Source organism: Providencia sp. AGC89 (assembly GCF_053543535.1).
On record NZ_JBIXLP010000007.1, the window covers coordinates 289,853 to 313,607 of the forward strand.

General features: G+C 37.8%; 25 protein-coding genes. 15 read left to right on the plus strand and 10 right to left on the minus strand.

From position 1 onward, the window contains the following. Positions 1–8 precede the first annotated feature (8 nt). Positions 9–785 (plus strand): iron efflux ABC transporter permease subunit FetB, encoded by a 777-nt coding sequence (fetB, locus tag ACIPUA_RS04055; protein WP_042844124.1) that lies wholly within the window; start codon positions 9–11, stop codon positions 783–785. Between the two features lie 65 nt (positions 786–850). On the opposite strand, the gene ACIPUA_RS04060 is transcribed toward fetB, so the two are convergent. After that, a complete protein-coding gene (locus tag ACIPUA_RS04060; RefSeq protein WP_042844126.1) occupies positions 851–1,879 on the minus strand; it encodes a LacI family DNA-binding transcriptional regulator in 1,029 nt (342 codons plus the stop codon). 237 nt (positions 1,880–2,116) lie between these two features. Here ACIPUA_RS04060 and ACIPUA_RS04065 point away from each other — a divergent pair, with 237 nt between their 5' ends. Together ACIPUA_RS04065 and ACIPUA_RS04070 are read left to right on the plus strand one after the other, a co-directional pair. Next, a complete protein-coding gene (locus tag ACIPUA_RS04065; RefSeq protein WP_042844127.1) occupies positions 2,117–2,845 on the plus strand; it encodes an SDR family oxidoreductase in 729 nt (242 codons plus the stop codon). A 45-nt stretch (positions 2,846–2,890) separates the two neighbouring features. Next, positions 2,891–4,519, plus strand: a complete 1,629-nt coding sequence (locus ACIPUA_RS04070; RefSeq protein ID WP_449059299.1) for an FGGY-family carbohydrate kinase — start codon at positions 2,891–2,893, stop codon at positions 4,517–4,519. A 118-nt stretch (positions 4,520–4,637) separates the two neighbouring features. Here ACIPUA_RS04070 and ACIPUA_RS04075 read toward each other — a convergent pair whose 3' ends face one another. Then, complete coding sequence (locus tag ACIPUA_RS04075) at positions 4,638–4,961, minus strand: hypothetical protein (protein WP_225832900.1); 324 nt, start codon at positions 4,959–4,961, stop codon at positions 4,638–4,640. A gap of 1,121 nt (positions 4,962–6,082) precedes the next feature. Between ACIPUA_RS04075 and ACIPUA_RS04080 the strand changes: the two genes are divergently transcribed. After that, on the plus strand, positions 6,083–6,373 hold the full coding sequence (locus ACIPUA_RS04080) for a hypothetical protein (protein WP_048606965.1): 291 nt from the start codon (positions 6,083–6,085) through the stop codon (positions 6,371–6,373). Between the two features lie 67 nt (positions 6,374–6,440). Here the strand turns inward: ACIPUA_RS04080 and ACIPUA_RS04085 are convergent, their stop codons facing one another. Beyond that, positions 6,441–7,334: an endonuclease/exonuclease/phosphatase family protein gene (locus ACIPUA_RS04085; RefSeq protein WP_071548006.1), complete on the minus strand. Its 894-nt coding sequence runs from the start codon at positions 7,332–7,334 to the stop codon at positions 6,441–6,443. 253 nt (positions 7,335–7,587) lie between these two features. Further along, complete coding sequence (locus ACIPUA_RS04090; protein ID WP_042844132.1) at positions 7,588–8,622, minus strand: LacI family DNA-binding transcriptional regulator; 1,035 nt, start codon at positions 8,620–8,622, stop codon at positions 7,588–7,590. A 230-nt stretch (positions 8,623–8,852) separates the two neighbouring features. Here ACIPUA_RS04090 and ACIPUA_RS04095 point away from each other — a divergent pair, with 230 nt between their 5' ends. The 3 genes from ACIPUA_RS04095 to ACIPUA_RS04105 are packed head-to-tail and all read left to right on the plus strand — an operon-like array spanning position 8,853 to position 10,876. Next, positions 8,853–9,299 carry a PTS sugar transporter subunit IIA gene (locus ACIPUA_RS04095; protein ID WP_042844133.1) on the plus strand — a complete coding sequence of 149 codons (447 nt, stop codon included), beginning with the start codon at positions 8,853–8,855 and terminating at the stop codon, positions 9,297–9,299. A gap of 21 nt (positions 9,300–9,320) precedes the next feature. Beyond that, the gene (locus ACIPUA_RS04100; RefSeq protein ID WP_042844135.1) at positions 9,321–9,608 is read left to right on the plus strand and encodes a PTS sugar transporter subunit IIB; all 288 of its coding nucleotides are present in this window, start codon (positions 9,321–9,323) and stop codon (positions 9,606–9,608) included. An 11-nt stretch (positions 9,609–9,619) separates the two neighbouring features. Continuing rightward, positions 9,620–10,876 carry a PTS ascorbate transporter subunit IIC gene (locus tag ACIPUA_RS04105; RefSeq protein WP_036958647.1) on the plus strand — a complete coding sequence of 419 codons (1,257 nt, stop codon included), beginning with the start codon at positions 9,620–9,622 and terminating at the stop codon, positions 10,874–10,876. A 177-nt stretch (positions 10,877–11,053) separates the two neighbouring features. Here the strand turns inward: ACIPUA_RS04105 and ACIPUA_RS04110 are convergent, their stop codons facing one another. From ACIPUA_RS04110 to ACIPUA_RS04120, 3 genes are all read right to left on the minus strand, one after another. Next, complete coding sequence (locus tag ACIPUA_RS04110) at positions 11,054–11,503, minus strand: GNAT family N-acetyltransferase (protein ID WP_042844137.1); 450 nt, start codon at positions 11,501–11,503, stop codon at positions 11,054–11,056. 186 nt (positions 11,504–11,689) lie between these two features. Then, positions 11,690–12,634: an SPFH domain-containing protein gene (locus tag ACIPUA_RS04115; RefSeq protein ID WP_042844138.1), complete on the minus strand. Its 945-nt coding sequence runs from the start codon at positions 12,632–12,634 to the stop codon at positions 11,690–11,692. 261 nt (positions 12,635–12,895) lie between these two features. Next, positions 12,896–13,639 (minus strand): aspartate/glutamate racemase family protein, encoded by a 744-nt coding sequence (locus ACIPUA_RS04120; RefSeq protein ID WP_166696783.1) that lies wholly within the window; start codon positions 13,637–13,639, stop codon positions 12,896–12,898. Between the two features lie 121 nt (positions 13,640–13,760). Between ACIPUA_RS04120 and ACIPUA_RS04125 the strand changes: the two genes are divergently transcribed. Next, positions 13,761–14,648, plus strand: coding sequence for a LysR substrate-binding domain-containing protein (locus tag ACIPUA_RS04125; protein ID WP_042844140.1), 888 nt, complete (start codon positions 13,761–13,763; stop codon positions 14,646–14,648). A gap of 66 nt (positions 14,649–14,714) precedes the next feature. Here ACIPUA_RS04125 and ACIPUA_RS04130 read toward each other — a convergent pair whose 3' ends face one another. Continuing rightward, the gene (locus ACIPUA_RS04130; protein WP_042844141.1) at positions 14,715–15,998 is read right to left on the minus strand and encodes a dicarboxylate/amino acid:cation symporter; all 1,284 of its coding nucleotides are present in this window, start codon (positions 15,996–15,998) and stop codon (positions 14,715–14,717) included. Positions 15,999–16,825: 827 nt separating this feature from the next. On the opposite strand from ACIPUA_RS04130, the gene ACIPUA_RS04135 reads away from it, so the two are divergent. From ACIPUA_RS04135 to ACIPUA_RS04155, 5 genes are all read left to right on the plus strand, one after another. After that, on the plus strand, positions 16,826–17,779 hold the full coding sequence (locus tag ACIPUA_RS04135) for a 2-keto-3-deoxygluconate permease 1 (protein ID WP_449059300.1): 954 nt from the start codon (positions 16,826–16,828) through the stop codon (positions 17,777–17,779). Positions 17,780–17,789: 10 nt separating this feature from the next. Continuing rightward, positions 17,790–19,064, plus strand: a complete 1,275-nt coding sequence (dtnK, locus tag ACIPUA_RS04140; protein WP_048606955.1) for a D-threonate kinase — start codon at positions 17,790–17,792, stop codon at positions 19,062–19,064. A gap of 16 nt (positions 19,065–19,080) precedes the next feature. After that, entirely contained in the window at positions 19,081–20,037 is a 957-nt protein-coding gene (locus ACIPUA_RS04145) for a D-threonate 4-phosphate dehydrogenase (RefSeq protein ID WP_449059307.1), read from the plus strand. Between the two features lie 3 nt (positions 20,038–20,040). Further along, positions 20,041–20,811, plus strand: coding sequence for a DeoR/GlpR family DNA-binding transcription regulator (locus ACIPUA_RS04150; RefSeq protein ID WP_042844145.1), 771 nt, complete (start codon positions 20,041–20,043; stop codon positions 20,809–20,811). Between the two features lie 166 nt (positions 20,812–20,977). Beyond that, positions 20,978–21,409 (plus strand): carboxymuconolactone decarboxylase family protein, encoded by a 432-nt coding sequence (locus tag ACIPUA_RS04155; protein ID WP_048606953.1) that lies wholly within the window; start codon positions 20,978–20,980, stop codon positions 21,407–21,409. Between the two features lie 79 nt (positions 21,410–21,488). Here ACIPUA_RS04155 and map read toward each other — a convergent pair whose 3' ends face one another. Beyond that, positions 21,489–22,259, minus strand: a complete 771-nt coding sequence (gene map, locus ACIPUA_RS04160) for a type I methionyl aminopeptidase (RefSeq protein WP_042844148.1) — start codon at positions 22,257–22,259, stop codon at positions 21,489–21,491. Then, positions 22,252–22,458, minus strand: coding sequence for a ParD-like family protein (locus ACIPUA_RS04165; RefSeq protein WP_048606948.1), 207 nt, complete (start codon positions 22,456–22,458; stop codon positions 22,252–22,254). Before ACIPUA_RS04165 ends, map begins: the two co-directional genes overlap by 8 nt. Before the next feature lie 302 nt (positions 22,459–22,760). Between ACIPUA_RS04165 and ACIPUA_RS04170 the strand changes: the two genes are divergently transcribed. Continuing rightward, entirely contained in the window at positions 22,761–23,186 is a 426-nt protein-coding gene (locus tag ACIPUA_RS04170) for a universal stress protein (protein WP_042844149.1), read from the plus strand. Between the two features lie 140 nt (positions 23,187–23,326). Beyond that, positions 23,327–23,755 carry a hypothetical protein gene (locus tag ACIPUA_RS04175; RefSeq protein ID WP_048606946.1) on the plus strand — a complete coding sequence of 143 codons (429 nt, stop codon included), beginning with the start codon at positions 23,327–23,329 and terminating at the stop codon, positions 23,753–23,755.

The following is a 23,755-nucleotide window of genomic DNA, read 5'->3' on the forward strand; positions in this document are numbered from 1 at the left end:
ATATTACTGTGCACCAACCAGCCATCTCCAATGAATCACTAACATTTTCGGTCATGTTAGTTTTAGTGGCTATTTTTATTAGCCATAAAGAAAAACTTTCCCTAGAAAAAGATATAATTTGGAGTACCTGTCGAGCTATCATCCAGCTACTAATAGCGGGTTATATCTTAAAATACATCTTCAATGTTGATCATAAACTGCTCACCATCGCCTTAGTCATGTTTATTTGCGTTAATGCTGCGTGGAATGCCAAAAAAAGAAGTAAGTATATTGATAAAGTTTATGTTACGGCATTAATAGCGATTACATCTGGTACATTCCTAACGCTGCTTATCCTAATATTATCCAACGCAATAGAATTTACGCCTATGCAAGTCATCCCTATAACGGGCATGATAGCCGGGAATGCGATGATAGCCGTAGGATTATGCTTTAATAACCTTGGTCAACGTTTTGCCAGCCAACAGCAACAAATCCAAGAAATGCTGAGCTTGGGAGCAACACCGAAAGTGGCTTCTGCTTCCATAATCCGCGATAGTATTCGCGCATCATTAATCCCCACGGTTGATTCAGCTAAAACAGTTGGAATTGTTAGCCTTCCCGGCATGATGTCGGGGTTAATTTTTGCAGGCGTTGACCCACTGCAAGCGGTCAAATACCAAATTATGGTGACATTTATGCTACTGGGAACCGCCAGCCTTTCAACTATCTTGGCCGGTTATATGACTTATACCAAGTTTTATAATCAACGGCATCAACTCTTAGTCACAACACTCAATAAGTAATTCGCCATAGCCCGCCTGTAAGTTAATTTTGTGCAGGCGGTTTCAATCATCATTATTAGCGTGGATTAGCTTATTCCTACTGGCAAGACTTCAATCAGTTGAGCTTGGCTATTTTCGTTATCAATTAAATTAAAAATATGATTAAGCATAGTAGGCACATCTTGTTTAACCATTTCAATATCATTACCTAGCAATGCAACAAATGGGTCCCAGTCGAAACAACCTAAATTAGGTTGCTGTAACCCAGTATACCCTTTATGCCCTAACCAACGCATCACTCCTTCTAATGAAATTGTTGAATTAATAAATAAGCCACATTCCGCTATCTTTTGCGGGTCATTATTATGCTGCTTAAAGAAAACAGAGAGCGCTTTTTCTGCTTTTTCAGGCGCATAGCCACAAGCCAAAATATTTTCACTGGGGACATCTATGCTTAGCTCGCGATGGGCATCAATAAACCCGCGAATACGCTCGCGAGTATTATGATCATGCTCACGTCCACCAATAAAAATTAGAGCGGCGCCCTGTATAAGTGGCGTTTTTTGTTTGCGCAAAATACGTTGGGTTAGCGTTTTCGCCCCGAGATAATTGTCTGAAATGACCGAAGGCGCCAATGTGCCCGGCAAGTCTAAATTCAAAGTAGGCACGCCGGAGACTTGGCAGATTTCCGTAATTTTATCGGGGTTGGTTGCCCCTGTCGAAATCAACCAATCCACCTGATATGAAAGCATAGCGCGTGCCGCTTCAATTTCGAGTTTAGGATCACGTCGCGTACAGGTGATAATAGGGAATAGCCCTCTTTCACGTGCCATTTCCTCAAAATGCTCAACAATTGAACCGAAATAACGGTTGTCATATTTGGGTACTAACATGCCGATAATTTTAGACTTATTGCTGCGTAATAAGCTGGCCTGCTTATTTACAGAATAATTTTGTTCTTCCGCGATACGCATTACTTTCTGTGCAAGCTGTGCGCTAATCCGCCTTTTTTGCCAATTTCCATTAAGTACAGCACTCACCGCACTGGCTGAAACCCCCGCTAATTCTGCAAGGTCGTAGATCGTTGTTTTCTTATTTTGTCTGATCTTTGTCACAGATTCATATCTCCATTTTTTACTAGCTTGACACCAAAGTAGAAAAGTCGCAATACTGCTACATCGATTGAGCAGAACTGAAATTGATGAATTCTGAGCTGATATAAAACAAAAAAATATTATCAGTCTTTCATATGTAGCCACCTATCCGTTCCTGTGACTCATTGTCATTTCATTGATTTCACAATGCTTTTTATTCTTATATTTCCGCTAAAATATCCAATTGGAGTAAAAATTATGGCTATTTCCATTGAAAACAAAGTCGCAGCAATCACAGGTGCCGCTTCTGGTATCGGTCTTGAGTGTGCTCGTACACTGATCAAAGCAGGCGCTAAAGTCGTTTTGATAGACCGTGCTGAAGAAAGATTGAATCAACTCGTGGCTGAACTTGGCGAAAACGCTATTCCATTAGTCATCGATTTGATGAACCCCAAACAAGTTGATGGGATGTTAGATGAAATCCTAAAAAAAGCAGGTCGTTTAGATATCTTCCATGCCAATGCGGGTGCCTATATTGGTGGGCCCGTTGCTGAAGGCGACCCCGATGTATGGGATAAGGTATTGAATTTAAATATTAATGCAGCTTTTCGTAGTGTTCGTGCCGTATTACCACATTTTATTGCTCAAAAGTCTGGCGATGTATTATTCACCAGTTCAATCGCTGGGGTCGTTCCTGTGATCTGGGAACCAATTTACACTGCATCAAAATTTGCCGTTCAAGCGTTTGTCCATTCTACGCGCCGCCAAGTCTCTGAGCATGGTGTGCGTGTTGGTGCAGTATTACCAGGCCCTGTTGTCACCGCACTACTCGACGATTGGCCGCAGGAAAAAATGGATGAGGCATTAGCTAATGGCAGTTTAATGCAACCGATTGAAGTGGCTGAAGCCGTTTTATTCATGTTGACGCGCCCCAAAAATGTCACTATCCGTGATTTAGTTATCGTTCCAAATAGCGTCGACCTCTAACCTACCAACTTGTCATAGATTACAGCCCACATCTTGGAGGAAAAAATGAGTAATCCAACGACCTCATTAAATAATAATGACAATGTCGTTATTGGTATTGATGTTGGCACCGGTAGCGCGCGTGCCGGTGTTTTTGATATGGCTGGTAATATGCTAGCCTCAGCCAAACATGATATTTCACTTTTTCGCGATAGCGCTAATTTTGCGGAACAGTCGAGTAATGAAATATGGAAAGCAGTTTGTTACTGTGTCAAACAAGCGATCACCTCTTCTAATGTAAAACCACAACAAGTGGTTGGAGTCGGTTTTGATGCAACCTGCTCACTGGTCGTCATTGGACACGATAAGCACCCGATCACTGTTAGCCCGTCGAATGACCCTGAACGTAACATCATTGTGTGGATGGATCATCGAGCGACTGAACAAGCAGAGCGTATTAACCAGTTAAAACACCCCGTTTTAAATTATGTGGGCGGCAAAATTTCTCCAGAAATGGAAACACCAAAGATATTGTGGTTAAAAGAAAATTTACGCCAAACCTATGATAACGCATGGCAGTTTTTTGATTTAGCTGATTTTTTGACATGGAAATCAACGGGTTCACTGGCACGCTCAACCTGCACCGTCACCTGCAAATGGACCTACCTTGCCCATGAAAAACGTTGGGATGCTGATTATTTCCAACAAGCTGGTTTATCTGAACTGGTCGAAGAAAATTTCTCCCGCATTGGGCAACAAATCGTTGAGCCGGGCACGCCTTGTGGTTCAGGGTTAACAGAACAGGCCGCACAGCAAATGGGCTTACTCGCAGGCACTCCTGTTGCTGCCGGTATGATTGATGCTCATGCAGGAGGGATTGGGACTGTAGGTGTGAACGGTGATGCAACTGCAAATATGGCCTATGTATTTGGTACCTCTTCATGCACCATGACAACCACCAAAGAACCTGTTTTTATACCTGGGGTCTGGGGGCCTTATTATAGCGCTATGGTTCCTGGTATGTGGTTAAACGAAGGGGGGCAAAGTGCCGCTGGTGCTGCAATAGACCAACTGCTTTCATTACACCCAGCCTCAGCGCAAGCTCAAATAACAGCCAAAAGACAAGGGAAATCATTACCTGTCATGCTAGCAGATTTAGTTCTAGAAAAAGCTGATTCTCCTTCTCAATCCGTTGAACTAGCACAAAAAATACATGTTGTCCCAGAATTTCTAGGTAACCGAGCGCCTTTTGCCGATCCACATGCAAGAGCTGTGATTGCAGGTTTAACAATGGATAACAGCATGGAAAATTTACTGTCTTTCTATGTTGCCGGTGTTTGTGGTATTGGGTATGGTTTGAGGCAAATTATTGAAGCACAAGCTAAATCAGGTGCTTCAATCGAAAATATCGTTGTTAGTGGTGGAGCGGGTCAACACCCACTAATCCGCCAATTACTTGCAGACGCATGTGGTGTGCCAGTTATTTCAACCCGAGCAAGTGAACCTGTATTGCTGGGTTCCGCTATCCTAGGTGCTGTTGCAGGAAAAGTTTGTAATGATGTCGCACAGGCTATGAATAAGTTTAGTGCGATTGATTTAACTTACCACCCGAATAAGGCCTATAAAGCGCATCACGATATACGGTTTGCGTCTTTTTTACACTTACAGAAATGCGCTAGAGAGTTAAAAGGTTAAATAACTATTAGCTAGCCTTATCTAGCCTTATAATGAAGAAAGCCGCTTTATGGCTTTCTTCTCTCTGTTCCCTGTTTATTTGTATGTTGAACGGATAAAAAGCCCTTACCGACTAATCTCAAAAGCAATATTTTTGCCATAATGCATTTACCATCTCCATCGGTAATAAGTCATAGTCCCCTTCAACCATTGGAATAGACATTGTGACTCTACCATCATTATAGGTATACGCTTTCACAATAAATTTTTTGTACCCTTCTAACTTAGCATTTTTTACGCGAAAAACTTCGCCACAAACATAGCCTAAGTCCCCTTTGTCTGCTGTTTGCCGAATAAAATTATATTTCACTCCTTTAAATGACGCAGATTCAGGATAAGACAAGTAATCTTCCACACTACTTTTTGCCATTTTTACCAAATCAGGTGTTGGAGCATAATTCATCGTTACTCCTAAAATAAAAGAGCACCCAGTTAACAATAAGATTGTGAGCAACTTTATGATATTCATGTTTTTAAGCTCTCATAAACGCAATGACACAGCCAATTGACCAAAATGACACAACAGTACTTCTCTCAAAAATACCTGAGTAGTTATTTTTAGCTAATTGTAAGTAAATAAGAATTAATTTAATAATAGATGGTACTACCTACTTAAGAATACCTTATTAGACAACCGCATTTGACCTAATCGCTATTTTCCGTAATAGTAATAATCTACGTAAATAGACACAACTAGTTTCATATAGGTTATTCGTATTTATACTTTATTTTACCCATCACATGAGTAAGTATACCAGCATTAAGCTAAAAATATAAATAGTACCCGAAAGATTAACTGTTTCAATTTGTATTTTTTTCACAAAAAGCGTTTCTCTTTTATATGATAGAAACAATAATTGGACTTAATTGTTAATTATCATTTAATAGTAATCACTTCAAATATATTATTAAACAATTCGAATTAAGAATTAGTGTGTCTAATTGTTAATAAACTCATATAATGCGTATATAGACTCAGTATATGAGTAAATTATTTATTTATTTTATTATTGAGTAATTTTATAAATAAGATTATCTCTTCCAAGAAAAACACACAAAAGATAAAAGTAAATATAAATCAATAAATTACAATCAAAAGGAAAGTTAGGTTATCTTCTTCTACTAGTTTCATAAGTAGCGTCATTACCTTTCCATTATCAATATTATTTTACATCCCATATTGCCCACAGCCAAAAAACCAAAACAAAAAATATCGTAATGAATTGATTAATAATTGAAAATTATCGATAATGAGATTGCAATGAGCATTTTGAAAGTGATAAAAAACAGATTAATACAATAATTTAACAAATAAACCATAAGAATATTTAACGATATCATTATGATTTAAATCTTGTGTGTACCTCAAACATCTCCCAATTCGTCTAGTTAAACTAACCCAAATTACAGAATATTCCTATAAAAACCCCCTATTAAACTAATACATAAAATTTTCCGACTAAAAATGACAAATTTAAATTTCAAATTCAGGTAGCATTGCCTTCCAAAGAAAAAGGGTATGCCATGACACAAATTCAATTACTTTTGCTTGCAACCAACAATATAAAAAACAATACAGACCTAAGCCATTCTCAAGAATCTTATGTTTACCAATACTATTATGCTAATGTGGCTAATCAGTTTGGTTGTATTAAAAGCTATATTGCTGAGTTTATTAAACAAACCTCTTCCGCCTTAGATAATGACCCACAGTTATCGGAACAACGTCAACAAATATATTCAACCGTTGAACGTTATTTGGAAATAGCTGAAAAACGTTATATTCAGAGACAGAAATTGCTTCAGAAACAATGAAAGTACAGATGTAACAAAGGCCTGCAAATGAGGCCTTTACCGATACAACTCCGTTTTACCTACCTATCTACTGCTCTTGTAACTCCAATTCCGCTATCACTGGCAGATGGTCACTGACACTTGACCATTGAAACTCTTCGCTATCCGTTGGTATTTGCATTTCATTTACATTCCACACTTGCCCTTTAAATGTAAAAATGTGGTCTATGTCAATCGCTGGATTAACTGCTGGCCAACTACGATAATCCGTCCCTTTTTTCTCAACGGGCTGCCACATATAACGGATTTCTTGAATAGGTTGTTCATTAGCCGTTGAGTTAAAGTCACCAGCTAATATTTTTATTGATGCAGCTATATTATCAAAACCAGTGTCTGTATCCCCAATGCTCGCATCTAAAATATGACGAACCTGCCCAATACGCACTGTTGGGTCTTTTTGCCAATCAAGATGAGTCCCCATTATAATAATTGGCGCATCAAAACCCGGTTTTGTTATCTGAGATAATAATACAACACGTTGCTCCGCATCGCCTGAAGGCAAGTTAATGACTTTTGATTTTTCAATTTTATATTTTGATAAAATTCCTACGCCATATTCACCACCATCAAAATCTAATGCTTTACCAAATGCAAAGTGCATCTTGTTAGCCTTAGCGATTTCCTCCAGTTGATTAACATGTTTACTGCGCGCCGTTTTGTTATCAATTTCGGTTAAAACAATGACATCTGCATCAATTCTCGCAATTGCTTTATTTAAAGCATCGAAATTTTTCACATCTGATGCCAACTCGTTCTTTCCGATATTATAAGTTGCAACTTTAATCGTAGGCTTATTCGCGGTATAGACCTTATTCGGCGTACCTCCGTCTTGCACCTTAAGTACTTCAGACCCCGTGGTTGTTGCTAATGCACCGCAAGAAACTAAAATTGCGGTAGAAATAACTGTTTTTAATAATTTCATTATATTTCCCCTGCTATTGTCTAAAGCTATAAAGAGGTCAATACCCGTCAAAAGTCTAAACTTAAGTACAGGTGAAATATGACCTACTAATATACTGTAGCAAGGAATAAGAATGATGCAGTGACCAAGTCGACAATCTTATTTTGAGAGCCAAAAAAACAATCTTTTTTAGAACAAAAAAGTGACTTCTTATAGAATTTCTTGTTTAAGAGACAGTTAAATAACAAAATAGTGTGACTAAATCGATACCCCCCTATGCACTTTGCCTAGCTTCGAACTTATAAGGGAAAATGACTTCTTCTTGTCTCTGTGAAAGATCACCGTCAGTATCCGCTAACCATCTTTGCAACTTCTTGGCAGCTTCTCTCGCCATTTTGCTATAATCAATGCGTACCGAAGTCAAGGATGGGTGAATATGGTCGCAATTTGCGGACCCTTCAACACAAGCAACAGCCAACATTTTCGGCACTTTAATCAAGCGCCTTTGACATTCAAAAATAACCCCTAACGCAATCATTTCGTGGCTACAAATCACAGCCTCAAGTTCAGGCTGACGAGTTAGCATTTCGCTAATTGCCTGACGTCCAAAATCCATGGTAGCAACATAAGGAGTCGTAATGCTTTGATCTGCACTTTGGTTATATTCGAGCATGGCCTTATTCCAGCCACTTAGTTGCTGGCTTTGCATTTTATTATCCATTTGAGCGCCAATATAGCCTATCTTCTTATACCCTTTTTGTAACATATAATGTGTTAAAAAATTAACCGCTTCCCCTATATTACTTTTAATATTCAATGTAAATGGATGACTCCCTCCCCCTGCAACACTGATAACAGGTATATCTACATTTTTAAGGTAGGTGTATACCCCCTCTGAATTAATCGCACCAAAAATGATCAAGGCCGCAGGGTTACTCTGTAATAATGTAGATAAAACTTCAGATTCTTTTTTCTGCTGATAGTCATGACTACCAATGACAACTTGATAATTATTTTTATTCAAAACCTCTTGTAATGATTGTAGAAATACCGAACTAGCATTATCACGTAACGACGGAATTAAAACGGCGACTGTTCGGCTTTGGCCTGACGCCAAAATACCCGCAGCTGAATTTGGAATATAACCCAGTTCTTCAACTGCCTCGTTGATTTTTTCACGTAATTTGTCTGAAACCAATTCAGGCGTACGAAGCGCTCGGGATACTGTCATTGACCCAACACCTGCATATTTTGCAACATCTTGCAGCGTGACTCGCCCTGTATTTTTTCTTTTTCGTGTTTTTTCCATAAAATACTTTTAATTAGCCTAAACTTATTATTAACCCGAGTAACTTACCATAGGTTGAATTTGTTAATCAGCCAACAAGTGTCCTGAATTAGTATTTGTTCGCTATTTTTATTCAAAATGATAGCGCTATCACGAAAATGAAAGTTTAAGCTAGATAGCGCTACCATAGATCACTACTATTCATTCAACCATTAAAAAAGATAAAAATTCAGCATACCAGGAGTAACTCTATGCTAACGACATTACTGACCCCTAACGTCATTCAGGTCGTCGAAAGCGCCACTGATTGGCAAGATGCGATAAAAATCGCCTGTAGCCCTTTGGTTAATAATAAATTCATCGAACCAAGATATATTGATGCCATTATTAAATCACATGAGAAAATTGGCCCTTATTATGTATTAGGACCTGGCATTGCGATGCCACACGCACGCCCAGAAGATGGCGTAAATCAATTATCACTAGGTTTAACTGTTATTAAACAAGGCGTTGAATTTGGTTCTGAAGGCAACGACCCAGTTAAGTTATTAATTGTTCTCGCAGCAACAGATAGCAACAGCCACATTGGCGCTATCGCAAAGTTGGCGGAGCTTTTTGATAATCAAGAAGATATAGACAGCATCATGCAATCAGAAAACGTAGATGACATTCTTAGCATCATCGCTAAATATGAATAATTAAATATTAAGGTAAATATTATGAAAATTACTGTTGTTTGTGGAAATGGTTTAGGCACAAGTTTGATGATGGAAATGAGCATCAAAAATATTTTGAAAGACTTACAAGTAAGTGCTGATGTAGATCACGTCGATTTAGGCTCAGCAAAAGGAACTGTAAGCGATATTTTTGTAGGAACAACTGACATTGCAGAGCAATTGGTTGCCCAACAAGTTGGTGGCGAAATCGTAGCGCTCGATAACATGATTGACAAAGTCGCGATGAAAGAACGCCTGTCTGTTGCTTTACAAAAACTTGGTGCAATGTAAGCGGAGGCACTATGTCATTTTTTCGTTTTCTGATGCAGGATGTTTTATCTGAACCTGCTATTTTAGTCGGTTTAATCGCCCTTATCGGTTTAATAGCGCAGAAAAAACCGGTGACTGAATGTATTAAAGGCACCATTAAAACCATCATGGGTTTTGTCATTTTAGGTGCAGGTGCTGGTCTAGTCGTAAGCTCATTAGGTGATTTTTCAGCTATTTTCCAACATGCATTTGGTATAAATGGTGTTGTACCGAATAACGAAGCAATTGTTTCCATTGCACAAAAAAGCTTCGGCCGTGAAATGGCAATGATTATGTTCTTTGCGATGTTAATCAATATTTTGATTGCTCGTCTGACGCCTTGGAAATTCATTTTCTTAACCGGTCATCATACCCTATTCATGTCAATGATGATTGCAGTGATCTTAGCTACAGCAGGAATGGAAGGAACCTTACTGGTTACTGTAGGCTCACTGATTGTTGGTTTCTGTATGGTCTTTTTCCCAGCAATCGCTCACCCCTACATGAAAAAAGTCACGGGCTCAGATGATGTTGCAATCGGCCATTTCTCGACAATTTCTTATGTATTGGCCGGCTTTATTGGTAGCAAATTCGGTAATAAAGAACACTCTACCGAAGATATGAATGTACCAAAAAGCTTATTATTCCTACGTGATACTCCAGTCGCCATTTCATTTACCATGTTCATTATCTTCATTATTACTTGCTTATTTGCAGGTGGTGATTTTGTACGTGAAGTCAGTGGCGGTAAAAATTGGTTCATGTTCTCATTGATGCAATCTATTACATTCGCTGCGGGCGTCTATATTATTCTGCAAGGTGTGCGTATGGTTATTGCCGAGATAGTTCCTGCATTTAAAGGGATTTCTGACAAATTAGTACCAAATGCAAAACCCGCTTTAGACTGCCCAGTCGTATTCCCATATGCCCCAAATGCTGTATTAGTAGGCTTTTTAAGTAGTTTTGCAGCAGGTGTTTTAGGCATGTTTGTATTGTATGCATTAAACATGACCGTCATTATTCCTGGTGTTGTCCCACATTTCTTCGTCGGTGCAGCCGCTGGGGTATTCGGTAACGCAACAGGCGGCCGTCGCGGGGCTATTTTAGGTGCGTTTGCTCAAGGCTTGTTGATTACTTTCTTACCTGTATTCCTATTACCTGTTCTGGGTGATATTGGTATTGCTAACACTACATTCAGTGATGCTGACTTTGGTGCAATCGGAATTTTATTAGGTATTATTGTTCGTTAAAACACATAAACTCCCCAATATTGTTATACTATTGGGGAGTCATTGATTAATCCAGAAACATTAAGCATCACAGCAACTCCTTGTTTACTTGATTACGATATAGCACAACTATCAAATAACTATCACAAAAATACAAATTAGAGCTACCACCTTAGCGATAAAGCCTGACTTTAATGCCTATAGGTTCAAAGCATATATATGCTCACCATCAATAATCTCACCAGTAAAGCTGAACCCATGACTGCAATATATTTTTTTAGCAATCATATTTTCCTCATCTAACCCAAGAGAGATTTTTCGTATTCCTAAGCTATTTAAATACACCAAAATTGCAGAAAAAGACTGTTTTCCTAAACCTTTACCAAGGTATTTATAATCCAACATAAAACGACAAATAAAAGCATGAGTTGGCTGTTCATCAACTATTTTGTACATAAAAAAGCCAATTAATTTATCATCCCAATAAAGTGCTTTGGGGATATATTCCGGATAATAGTGAGACTCCGCTATTGAGTATGCATTGCAACATACGTGCTCTTCTAATACGGTAGCAATACCATTTTTATTTGATGTAAGTTCACATACATCCCAAAAATTGAGTTTTGTTATTTCTTCAATATGAACCATAGATATTTTACCTAATTTTTAATACCGCTAAATACCGGTTAATTTCTGTTGTTAAATAATCGGGGAAGCTTATTAGACAACAAGTCGTTGGTCGATTTCGCGTCAATTGTGCTCAGTAAAATAAAAAACCAGCCCTAAATGAATAGAGCTGGTTTCAATAATATAGTTTTTGTTAATCAGTGCTGATTATTGGCTATTTCGCATATCCATAATCATTTTACCGTCATAATCTGCGCCAACAACAATGTTAGGCACTTCACCTTTATATTTATGTGCTTTAATTTGTTCAATTTCTAACTGTTTCCAGTTAATCATTTCACGGGTGATTGTGCGTTGTAATATCGCATTAGCCTCTGCTTCCTTCTGAGCCGCATATAATTTTGCATCAGCCTCTTGACGCATCGCAAAAGAACTTGCTTGCGCATTACGTTCCCTCGCTATCGCTTGCTGTTCCGCTGATTCCCTTTCAGCTTCAGCAATCACCACTTTTTTCTGTGCTAACTCACGCTCTTTTTCGGCTTCTGCTTTCGCTTGGTTGATCTGCTCTTGGCGCATTTTAGTGTTGACCACTTGTTCCTGAACAACTTCTGGTAGAGTAATATCTTGGATCATGATTTCTTTTATTGTATACCCATATGGGGATGCATACCCTTGAATTGCATCACGGATAGACTCTTGAAGTTTCCTTTGTGTATCAGCCGTATACAGGTCTTGTGCATTAGCGACGTCTTTACCAAATTCGAGAATGGTTGAAATAAGCTTTTGGCGTACATATTTATCCAATGCCTCACTTTCAGTACCACCATTAATACGCAATACTGGTGCTTTAGCACCATCAAACTGTAGCATTACAGTAATATCGACAATCGATTTTAGCTTATCCTGTGAAGGCACTCTTAATTCCTTTAATGAAACACGAATGTCTTTCGTCGAATATGTATCGAAAGTAGTAAATGGGTTAATAGGGAAATGCAAACCTGCATCATAAGCGACAGGGTCTACTTTACCTAGAAATGTTCCCACTTTAACAGAACCGTCTTGCACAATTGTATATGAATTAATACCAATAATACCGATTACAAATAGCAATACTGCACCAACAACCAATTTAACCATTGATTTAAATTGCATGAGTTAATCCCTATCTAACAATATTAGTCATTATAATAAACCGACTATTGTCACTACTTATCGGACAACTACAAGTCTAATATTCCTAAAGTTAAAGGCTAACCCATCTATCCAACAAGATAAAACAGCTCAAATTACAGTCAATTAAAAATTGAATGCAAAAAAATCACAATTACATGTTATACAATGCATTATTATATATTTATTATTTAATAGTTTTTATGTTTATCAGATTACCCCAGTGATGGCGAATGATAATTTTCAATGAAATTCAATTAATTTATTTGTTTTTTCTTCATCTACCTCTCTTTTCTCATCCATAGTATACCAATTAATAGCTTCTTTTATTAATGCTTCTGTTGCATCAATAAAATCCTCAGGGTTGTTTTTTGAAAGCTCGTCTAATATTAAAGGAATTTCAGTGCAACCCATTACAAACTTATCAATACCACGTGATTTTAGTTGGCTAATATAAGGATAGAGCAACTCTCTTGCTTTAGCTAAATCACCCGATTTATATAAAATAATACTCTGCATTATTTTATATTGATTAACCTCATCGGGAACAATACATTCAATATTGTTCACATTTAGTTTTTCTTGATATAATTTAGTATGAATGGTTGCTGTCGTCGCCAATAGTGCTACCTTTTTAACATTATCCTCAATTATTTTTTTACATGCTGCATCAATAATGCTGATAAAATTAATATTAATTTCTTTCTTTAAGTCCTCATACCAATAATGCGCCGTATTACATGGCATAATAATGCAAGATACACCTGCACTTTCAAGTATTTTAAGTGAGTGTATCATTGCTGGTAATGGTGATGGCCCATTATAAATAATATTTTCTGTTCTATCTGGAATATCAGGCAATGACACAATAATAATAGGAATATGTTCTTGGTCCTTACTTGCATGTGTATTATTGATTAATTTAATAAAAGCATCCGCGGTTGCTCCGGGTCCCATTCCCCCTAACATACCTAATATTTTTTTCATAAGCCCTCCATCAAATTAATGATATCATGACATATTGTTAGCATTAGGTAATTGCAGAGTTTCTATAAGTCATGCTAAATTTGCATAGTAGATTAATAACTAAAAACCATTAGAGGACACAATGATCAGTAATCTTGAAATTAAATGGTTGCACGATATTGTTGTACTAGAAGAATGTAGAAGTTTTACGTTAGCTGCAGAAAAAAGAAATATATCACAGTCTTCTTTCAGCCGAAGAATTCAATCAATTGAATCATCGGTTGGCTTTGAAATATTTGATAGAAATACCAACCCATTACAACTTACCACACAAGGAAAAAGCTTTATTGTTTATGCCAGAAATTTACTTGATGATATTTATTTTCAAATAAACCGAATTAAAGGTATAGATAATGACAAGCAAAAAATTAATATTTCGGCTGCGCATTCACTTTCAGTATTTTTACTTCCTGACTTTATTTCACAATTTTCAAAAAATGTAGATAAGATTTTTTTTGTAGAGTCAATAAATGTTGATGAAGCAGTACATAAACTCAAAGAAGGGCAAAGTGATTTTATATTATCATTTTATAACGAAGAGTTAATGTCATCACCATTCTTACACACGAAAATACTAGAAAGCCGGCTACATCTTGTCTCTCCCTGCGACGAAAAAAAACGCCCTATTTTCAATATTGATAGCTCAACATTGCCTTTAATGAAGTATACAGATGAAAGCTATATGGGGAGGCAAGTCAACCAATTAATCAATAAATCAGATAACCTTCCCTTTGAACTTTCTTTTGTTTCATCTATGAGCGATGTATTAAAACGCATGATACTAACAGGTAGCGGCGTTGGTTGGTTACCTGATTACTCAATTAAAAATGAACTTGAAAAAAATGAATTGGCTATTTTAGACCCAAAATTATCAGTCACTATGGGGGTTTATATCTATCGAACCGAAGCTAGGTTAAATATCTCATCAGAACGCTTTTGGCAGTTTATGAGAAACCAAACCGCGCAATAACTACCAATGCTTAAAGAAATAGCCCTTCTGATAAGAAGGGCGTTAACTAGATAATAGTGACCATCACTATAAAGTTGTGGGTGTTTTTTCGCTCATCACTATTTCAGACTCCTCATTTACACGCCCTTTTCTCTCTTCTAAACGAGATATAACCGCGGTAGAGATACTGTTACCAACAACATTTGTTGCCGTTCTTCCCATATCAAGAAATTGATCGATGGCAAGTAATAGTAAAATCCCAGCTTCAGGTAAACTAAACATAGGTAATGTCGCGGCAACAACCACAATAGATGCCCTTGCTACACCAGCCATACCTTTACTTGTTACCATTAAGGTTAACAAAATAAGTATTTGCTCTGTGATACTCAAGTCAATCCCATAGGCATTCGCAATAAACAATACGGCAAAAGACTGGTACATCATTGAACCATCAAGGTTGAAGGAATAACCAAGAGGCAATACAAAACTTGTCACTTTTTTAGGGACACCATACTGATTTAAAGCTTCCATTGTTTTTGGATAAGCTGATTCACTACTTGCAGTTGCGAAAGCGAGAGCGACAGGCTCACGAATTAATTTCCCCAAACTAAAGACAGATTTTCCTAAGAAAACATAGCCAGCAAAGAAAAGTACTGCCCACAATACCGCTAAAGCAATATAGAAAAGCCCAATTAATTTCCCATAGTCATAAAGTAAACCTAAACCTTCAACCGTCACGGCTGAAGCAATTGCAGCGAATACCGCAATCGGTGCAAAGCTCATCACATAATCGGTAATACGGAACATGATGCGAGATAAGTCTTCAATTAAAGTCACTATGGGGCTTTTTTTGTCTTTACAAATAAAAGCAAGACCAGAGCCAAAAAAGATTGAGAAAACTAATATCTGTAAAATTTCATTGTTCGCCATTGCTTCCGCAAAGCTTTTAGGGAAAATATGTGTGATGAAAGCTTTCAGAGTAAACCCTGATGTATTTAAACCACTATCTACCGCAGCCGCTGGAACTGTTAAATTTAAACCTACACCTAGTTGGAATACATTGACAAAAACCATTCCAATTAATAATGAAATTACAGCTGCTGAAATAAACCATACCATCGCTTTAATTGTAATACTACCAACAGAAGAAGAGCCTCCCATTGATACAATCCCTGACACGATTGTTGCAAATACAAGTGGTGCAATAATCATTTTTATTAAACGTAAAAAAACATCAGTAATAATATTCATATAAGATGCGATATTTTTTGCTTCTTCTACTGATGCGGCATAATTATGAAACCCCCATCCTAATATAATACCTAGAATAATAGCTATCATAATTTGTTTCATGAGTTTGTGTCTGTTCATTCGTACCCCTATTTTATTTATTTAAAGTCATAGTTATCACCTATAACCTTTTATTGGATGCGACTCTTGAGCCTGAAATCGATAGTTACATTTTTTTAACTTAAAGAGAAATGCAAATGGGCGAAATACCATGCAAAAAATGCATAAGACAATAATTTAATTTAACACACTGAGATATAAGGCTTTAAATAGAATAGACCTTACAATAAACCTAACATTATATTTTAAAAATTATCCTTTTTATTTAAAAAATTTATTTTATTTCAATGTTGATAAAAATAATTCTGTATTAGATTAAATACTGTTTGAATAAAAATAAGTTTAAAGACCGCTATCTACTTAACTAAAGCAAGTATGACTTATATAATGTTTGATACTTCTGATCCTTTCTTGTGGTCCTTTCTTCTACTGCATTTATTCATCTGGAAATTAGCCATAAAATAGAAGTGGTAATGCTAATTATTATAGTCAGTGAACAGTTAAATTTAGCAACGCTTATTATCTCACCTATTCAACTCCTCCTTTAAAATACGACTTTTATCCCGCTAAATTTGAACCAAGAAATGTTAGCTAATATGCCATCAATAAGCTTATGTGCATGATTGCAGTCATTAAATAGTCAACATGATCGATTTCAATCAAAGTATCGGTGCACTCCATACGCCCTATTTCTGAAGTTATTTCACTATATTTAACGATAAAAAGGCTATTTATGAGTAAAAATGATACTTCTCCACTAAAAATCATTAATGAGATCTAGGTCACGGCTGTTTTATTTTGATTAAATATAATCATTATGACTAAAATAAATCATGGCGGAGAAAACCATGCAAATAAAAAAATCGATAGAACGTATACCTGGCGGCATGATGGTTGTGCCATTAGTCATCGGTGCTCTGATCAATACCTTTGCACCCCAGTCTCTCGAAATAGGAGGCTTTACCACTTCACTATTTAAAAATGGCGCTCCCGCACTGATAGGGGCGTGTTTTCTGTGCATGGGGGCAGGCATTAGCTTCAAAGCAGCCCCTCAAGCCCTATTACAAGGCGGTACAATCACATTAACAAAATTAATTGTCGCTATCGCTCTCGGGCTCGGTGTCGATTACCTGTTTGGTATGGATGGCATCTTTGGTTTAACTGGCGTTGCAATTATTGCTGCTATGAGTAATTCAAATGGTGGCTTATACGCTGCGTTAGTGGGGGAATTTGGTAACAAACGGGATGTCGGTGCTATCTCAATTTTATCTCTCAATGATGGCCCTTTCTTTACCATGATCGCATTAGGTGCCGCAGGGATGGCAAATATTCCTTTAATGGCCTTAGTCGCAGTTCTCGTCCCACTGATTGTTGGTATGATTTTAGGTAACTTAGATCCGCATATGCGTGACTTCCTGACAAAAGGCGGGCCAATATTAATCCCTTTCTTTGCTTTCGCATTAGGTGCAGGGATCAACTTAGAAATGCTATTACAAGGGGGCTTAGCGGGGATTTTATTAGGTGCCCTCACCACATTTGTTGGAGGTTGGTTCAATATCAGAGCTGACCGTTTAGTTGGCGGCTCAGGTATTGCTGGCGCAGCCGCATCAAGTACCGCTGGCAATGCCGTTGCAACGCCACTGGCAATCGCCCAAGCAGACCCATCCCTTGAAGCGATTGCGCTATCTGCAGCCCCATTGATTGCAGCCTCGGTGATCACAACGGCCATTTTAACCCCAGTTCTGACGTCTTGGGTCGCTAAACGTCAACAAGCTAAACAGCCTCAAGCTGCCGAAGAGTGAGGAATTAGTCATGAAACTACTCGTTATTGCGGACGATTTTACAGGCGCCAATGATACTGGCGTCCAGTTTGCAAAAAAACAGGCTCGAACTGAGATATTACTCGATAGCACACAAAAACATTCGTGGTTTGCTGATGTCGTGGTGCTCAATACCGAAAGCCGTGCACTAAATGCAGAAACTGCCTCGGATAATCTCCGAGGTAGCTTAAAACCCTTTTTATCACAAACTGAAAAGCCTTTAATTTATAAGAAAATTGACTCAACATTCCGCGGTAATATCGGCATAGAAATTGAAACGGTTATGTCTGAAGCCAATCTTAAACTCGCTATTGTTGCCGCAGCTATTCCTGCTGCTGGACGAGTAACCTTAAACGGTGAGTGCTTAGTTAATGGAAAACCACTGATAGAAACTGAATTCGCATCTGACCCAAAAACACCCGTAGTTTCATCACGTATACAAACGATAATTCATCAGCAAACTGCTCTTCCCGTGATCGAGATCTCTTTAGAACAAATACGTTCAGGGCAGTTCGCAACATGGCTACAAACACAAGCGCCTACACAAGCAACTATTATTGTTACCGATGCCGAAAATGAGCGTGATTTAACCTTAATCGCTGAGGCCGTTTCCTCATTAGTTGAACCTTGCCTATTAGTCGGAGCCGCTGGGTTTGCAAATGCCTTACCTGAAGATAATTTTATGAGTAAAAGGCGAGGATTACCGCTATTTATCGTTGCAGGCTCCATGAGTAGCGCGACCATTGAGCAGGTAAATTATGCACAAACACACTGTAATGCCAGCGTCATTGATATTGATGTAACACAGTTCCTTGCATCCAATACACAAAATGACTACATGGCTGCACTCATTAAAGAAGTTAGTCATACATTAAACCAACAAAAACACACCATCATACGTAGTAGTCGAGATGTGCAAGATAGGCATCATATTGATGAGCTATGCATAACCTATGGCATGACGCGTAATGAATTGGGAAAAACAATCAGCGACTTTATTAGTTTGCTGACATTAAACACGCTGTCTGTTGCCAGCATCGGGGGACTTTTTTTAACTGGTGGTGATATCGCTATTGCGGTTGCCAATACTTTGGGAGCAAAAGGTTATCGAATCCAATCTGAGGTTATGCCATGTATACCTTGTGGCATCTTTATTGATAGTGAAATCGATGACTTGCCCGTCATAACAAAAGCGGGAGGGTTTGGCCAAATAACCACTTTATGCGAAGCCATCAAATATATTGAGGAAATTTATTGTGAAAAATAATGTCGTTGCTATTACTATGGGTGACCCTGCGGGAATTGGCCCTGAGATTATCGTTAAATCCCTTGCCGAAGGTGAATTAGCAGGAGCTCCCGCTGTTGTTATTGGTTGTGCTGCAACAATGCAACGTTTAATTACATCGGGTTTGGTTCCTCAAGTAAAACTTAATATCATAAACAATATCAATGAAGCCCAGTTTTCGGCCGATACTATCAATATCATTGATGAACCTTTAGCTGCCCCTGATGAACTTGTCGCGGGCAAAGTTCAAGCACAAGCCGGTGACTTAGCATTTCGCTGTATCAAACGAGCAACTGAGCTTGCGCTGGCTGGTGACGTTAAAGCAATTGCTACTGCGCCATTAAATAAAGAAGCTTTGCACCTTGCAGGGCATAATTATCCTGGGCATACCGAACTCCTTGCCCAGCTAACGAATACTAAAGATTATGCCATGGTGCTTTACACTGAAAAATTAAAAGTCATTCATGTCACAACCCATATCGCATTACGAAAATTTTTAGACACATTAAACAGCGAACGTGTTGTTACTGTGACTCGCATTGCATCGTATTTTTTAAAACGAGTTGGCATTGAAAAACCACGTATTGCTATTGCAGGGGTTAATCCCCATGCTGGAGAAAACGGTTTATTTGGTGACGAAGAAATCGTATATTTACAACCTGCTATAGAACAGGTAAGGTCTGAAGGCATCGATGCGTATGGTCCTTGTCCCCCAGACACTGTATTTTTACAAGCTTATCAAGGGCAGTACGATATGGTTGTTGCAATGTACCATGACCAAGGCCATATCCCATTAAAATTATTAGGTTTTTATGATGGTGTTAATATCACTGCTGGCCTTCCATTCTTACGCACATCTGCGGATCATGGAACCGCATTTGATATTGCTTGGACAGGCAAAGCAAACCCTGAAAGCATGGCTATTTCCCTTAAACTTGCAATGAATGTAGTGTAATCAATGAGCACAATGGATAGATTGGATTTAATACTTGAGTACCTTAAACAGCATAACCTTGTGACTGTTGATGAGCTTGTACAAGCATTATCTGTTTCTGCGGCCACTATCCGGCGTGATTTAATTAAACTAGATGAAACTGGGGTTATATCTCGCACTCATGGTGGGGTAACGCTAAATCGTTTTATTCCAGTGCAACCCACGACTGTCGAAAAAAACCAACGTAACCTAAGAGAAAAGCGGGCTATTGCAAAAGCAGCAGCCCGTTTAATTGAACCGGGAAACACTGTCCTTCTTGATGCTGGGACTACTATGCTTGAGCTAGCTCGCGAGCTAACGCATATGCCGCTGCGCGTTGTGACCGCCGACCTTCACATTGCCCTTTTCCTTTGCGAGTTTAAACAGATAGAAGTAACCATTATTGGTGGGCGTATTGATGATAGCAGCCAATCCTGCATCGGTGAGCATGGACGAAGCCTTCTTCGTAGTATCTACCCTGACATTGCATTTATTAGTTGCAACTCTTGGAGCTTGAGTAAAGGGATCACGACACCAACTGAAGAAAAAGCAGGTCTAAAACGTGATCTTATTAAAAATGCAACACAATCTGTTATGTTAGCGGATAGCAGCAAGTACGGGAAATGGTCATTATTTCGCGTTGCCCAAATGGATGAACTGACTCATATTATTACAGACAATCACCTTCCTCCCGATGTTCAACAGCAATTTAGTCACTCTTGTAGCGCTAAACTATTACTGGTCCCCAGTAATTAATCTGTTAAGCAGCCTATACAACCATCACTCCTCTTCGTCGGCGAATAAGTATATACTCACTTAAAATTAGTATAAAAATATGACTAAAAGCCCGACTAATAAAAGATTCATAAAAATATTTTTAATATTGTATTTATCTAATAACGGAACTTACGAGGAATTATCCATGAGTGCACTAAGACTGGCTTATCCGACATTATCCCCTGATGCCTATAAAGGGCTTATTGATTGTAAAAATGCACTCAATAAAAGTGGATTAGGCAAAGAACTTGTTGAACTTGTTTACTTAAGGGTTTCTCAAATCAATGGCTGCGCTTTTTGCCTAGATATGCATGCCAATTCCTTACGCTCTTCGGGGGTTAGCAATAAAAAAATTGACACGCTAGCAGGTTGGCAAGTTAGCCATCATTTCGACCCGAAAGAACGAGCCGCATTAGCTTGGACTGAAGCGGTTGTGAATATCGCCACAAGTGGTACATCGGATGAGCTATTTGAAACACTAAAAACCCATTTTACCGATGTACAAATTTCAGACCTTACTATAGCCATTGGGTTAATGAGTGCATTTAATCGCATAGCAATCGCACTAAGGCAATAATTAATAACAATCAGCCAGTTTGCCATCGATTACTGATCACAAACTGGTATTTTAGTTTTATCTAATAATTTATAAGGGGCTATTTTTCTTCATCTCGTAATGTCAGCACTTCATAACCGTCTTTAGTCACTAATACTGTATGCTCTGATTGCGCTGATAATTTTTTGTCTCGAGTCACTACCGTCCAACCATCTTTTTTGGTTTTAATTTTCATTCCACCTTGGTTAATCATCGGTTCTATCGTAAATGTCATGCCTTCTTTTAATTCAATTCCTTTACCGCGTACACCATAATGCAGCACTTGTGGATCTTCATGCATTTCACGCCCAATCCCATGTCCGCAATATTCCCTAACGACACTATACCCATGAGACTCCGCATAATGTTGGATTGCTGAACCAATATCACCCAATGTGGCACCTGGTTTAACTTGTTTAATTCCTTCCCACATCGCAGCATAAGTATCTTTAACTAGCTTACGTGCTAAAGGGGAGGCTTCTGGCATAACATACATTTTGCTAGAATCAGCAATAAAGCCATTTTTTTCTAATGTGATATCAACATTAATAATATCTTTTGCTTTTACTATTTCATCTGTTTTAGGAACACCGTGGCAAACAACTTCATTCAATGAAGTATTCAAAACATACTGGTAACCATATTGCCCTTTACTTGCAGGACGTGCCTGCAATTCATTAACAATGTAACTCTCAACTTTGTCGTTAATTTCCATCGTCGAAATACCCGGAACCATAATAGAATCGAGCATCTTAAATACGCTAGCTAAGAGCCTTCCTGACTCACGCATGAGTTCAATTTCATCTGCTGTTTTAATTTTAATGTTATTCATGAACTTTTCCTTTTGATTCAATAGACTCTTTTTCTAGCATTTCGCTGATTAGCATAGTAAATGTTTTATGCGGATTTAATTCAGCTTGCATACCAACTTTGATCCAAAACTCTGCCTGTGAGTTAATTGAACGAGACATTACTTGGCTTGCATGACGTAAATAATCATGTAATTCATCTGAAATTTTAACAATCCCCAAAATACCCTCACAATACAAAATAGATACAAACCATATACGGATCATATAACATTGAATTAACCGATAAAAGAGCGATAACGGTCAATAGCACAAACCGCATTAAAATTTTTGATTGCGTATTGAGTAAGTTATTGAGATTGAATACTTCATCAAAGTATTTGCCTAATTAACATGCTAACCTTAGTTTTAGAGGCATATTTTATTCTATAATTAGCTATGTCTATTTTATCGGTTTACCGCCCTATTTTTGTAAAAATAAAGCTTAATGGTTGCATGTTCACAAGATGATAGCTGGAGAAAAAATGTACACTAAAATCTTAGTCCCCATTGATATTACAGAAAAAAGCTTAGCTCATTTAGTCATGCCTCATATTCAGCACCTATCTGAGTATGAAAAATCGCAAGTTCATTTTTTAGCGGTTATCCCTACCATTCCCTTTTATACAACAATGGGTTTTGGTTTTGCAGAAAAAGCCGATAGCGAACAAGAGAGCGTAACCAAAAAACTAGCAGAGATTATTAAAGAATTTAAAATTCCCGCTGATAAATATAGTGCACAAGTTCTGATGGGTACCCCAAGGGATGAAATCTTACGAGTTGCAGAAGAAATTAATGCAGATTTAATTGTTATCGGCTCACGTCGACCAAGTATGTCCACTTATTTCTTGGGGTCGACCGCCTCAATGGTTATTCAAAACTCTAAAGTTTCTGTTCTCACAGTACGATAAAACCCTTATCAAAAATAATAAAATGCGGCTCCAGCCAAGTTAGCTTACGTTTAATCATTTATCCTAAATATATTTAAAATAAACCTAGTTAACTTATAATCAATACAAATAAAACTTTATCTTTTTACTTAAGGGATTTAATGAAAAAGTATCTACTCGGGGTCAGTATTACTATAAATGTTATTTTAGCTATTGCTTTAATTACTACTATTATGATGTTTTTCAACATAAAAAGTAAAATTAATACCATGGTTGAACAGATAAAATCAGGGGAATATATTGAGCTGGTTAAGCAAAACTCACAACAACTCTTACCTGATTCACTAAAAGAACTGAGCACCATAGAAATCACTGACAACCCATGTGGGTATTTCTACCAAAAAGTTGACAGTACAGTAGAATATTTAAACAACAACCCTGACATAATTGGCGCTGAAACTTATGCAAGCCAGCTAACAAGCCTAAAAGGTGCAATCGATAAAACACCATCAGTTTTAAAAGAGAAAGCCTGTAGAAAAGGCATTTCAAGCTTCAATTACATAATTGAATCAATACAATCAGAAAAATAA